This window comes from Vibrio sp. 811 (assembly GCF_033339195.1).
Genome location: NZ_JAWOUB010000175.1, coordinates 1 through 909 on the forward strand (window position 1 = coordinate 1; position 909 = coordinate 909).

1 protein-coding gene is annotated in these 909 nt (G+C 45.3%); it reads left to right on the plus strand.

Annotation, left to right across the window (positions count from 1 at the left end; genetic code table 11):
- The coding region (locus R7Q46_RS25640; RefSeq protein ID WP_318078009.1) for a chemotaxis protein at positions 1-909 on the plus strand (909 nt) is incomplete at both ends.

Genomic DNA, 909 nt, shown 5'->3' on the forward strand with positions numbered 1-909 from the left:
TGAAAATTGACAGCCAGACCGTTCCTCTCACTAAGCAAGAGCTTAATATGCGCATTTTAACGCGCGAATATGCACTTCAATTTTTTGCTCAAGTTGAGCAAGCCGCCGATGTGCTTCAAGAGCAGTATGATCCCAATGATAAAGTGAACCAGTCTTACGTCCTGCTGTGGAAGATCAATGCAGAAGAAGGCTTGCAAGCTGCAGCATATCAAGTATCACCAATGGCTGCATTGATTGATACGTGGGTGTGCACCCATCAAATGAACCAGTTTTATGCAACGGGCGCTGGCCGTGACATTTTTGCTACGGATGAAGCCAAACAAGTTTCGGCACACTTAGCCAACGAGGTGGACCAGATCGCTCAATCACTGTTGAAAAAAGAGGTTTACGATAAAACGAAGCTCTTTGTTGCTGACTTTGTTAAACAGTATCCGTTCGCTGATTTAAGCATGATTAGAACGCCAGCTTACCGTGCTTGGTTAGAAGCCAATCAAATCAGTGAGGAAGACGCGGTAACAACGTTGGGTACGATGCCGGAAGCATTGGGAGATGTATCCGATAGATTGAGTTTGGTCTCTGAACAAACGCCAAAGATCATGACTTGGAAGGCGCAGTTATTAGCGTTGAACAGTTCGGCAAGTATTGAGAAGGTTAATGCTGCTTTGAACAGTCTGCAAGTGACTGCTGACTCAATGAGAGATTTCATCGATAACAACCCTGAGTATATGCGTTATTTGGCTGAACAAATGGCGGTTGAACTGCAGCCTTTAGTGGACGACATTGACCAAAAAACCGAAGCGCGTTTGTCTCAGTTAGGTGAAGAGCGACAAGCATTAGAAGAAATGGTGGCAAGAGAGCGCCAAGAGATCGCTCTGATCATCACTCATGAACGTGAGAAGTTTGCTCAGG